An 896-nucleotide genomic window follows, 5' to 3' on the forward strand; every position below is an offset into this window, starting at 1 on the left:
ATAAAGGGCCCGCCCCGTCTTGCCATGATGGTCACGGGGTTCTCTGCTATGCTCCCGACACACTGAGACGTCTTGCAGCGCACGATTCAATGCACAACGCATGCAACAGGGTGCGCTGAGACATGGCAGAGAGCCCTACTATGATTACTGTGCATCACCTGGAAAATTCCCGTTCCCTGCGTATCGTCTGGCTGCTTGAAGAGTTGAGTCTGGACTACGAAATCAAGCATTACGCCCGCAACCCGAAGACCATGCTGGCCCCGGCCGAACTGCGCAAGATTCATCCTTTGGGCAAGTCCCCGGTGATCACCGACGGCGACACCGTCATTGCCGAATCCGGCACCATTATCGAATACCTGGTACATCGCTACGGCAACGGCCAATGGCAGCCCGCGCCAGAGGATGACCAATGGCTGAACTACCGCTACTGGCTACACTACGCCGAAGGCTCGCTGATGCCCTTGCTGGTCATGAAGCTGATCTTCAGCCATATCGCCAAAGCCCCCATGCCCTTTTTTGCCAAACCCATTGCCAAAAAAATCAGCGGCAAGGTCACCGGCACCATGCTGGACCCGCAGCTGAAAAATCACCTGGCTGTCATTGAACAGCACCTGGCAACGCAGACCTGGTTTGCCGGCGACACCCCGTCCGGGGCCGACATCCTGATGAGCTTTCCCCTACAGGCTGCCTCTGCCCGTGCGGACCTGAGCCAACTGCCTTCGATCCAGCGCTTTGTGGCACAGATGGAAGCACGCCCGGCCTACCAGAAAGCGGTGGAACGGGCTGGCCCACTGACGCCGATGCGTTAAATGCCACAGCCACCGGAAGACGCAATTCTTACAAGCTGGGCGGCCAATGCCGCCCCCTGGATTGCCCTGCTGCAAGGCAAAGGTATC

Annotated in this window: 1 protein-coding gene; it reads left to right on the forward strand. The window is 58.3% G+C overall.

The features are described 5' to 3' along the window. The first annotated feature begins 140 nt into the window (after nt 1-140). A complete protein-coding gene (locus tag A3730_RS04445; protein WP_063519380.1) occupies nt 141-809 on the forward strand; it encodes a glutathione S-transferase in 669 nt (222 codons plus the stop codon). Nucleotides 810-896 lie beyond the last annotated feature (87 nt).

It is taken from the genome of Alcanivorax sp. HI0044 (genome assembly GCF_001634945.1).

Bases quoted from the DNA above. Each gene is read 5' to 3' on its own strand.
- A3730_RS04445 (WP_063519380.1), top strand. From the start codon at position 141: ATGATTACTGTGCATCACCTGGAAAATTCCCGTTCCCTGCGTATCGTC.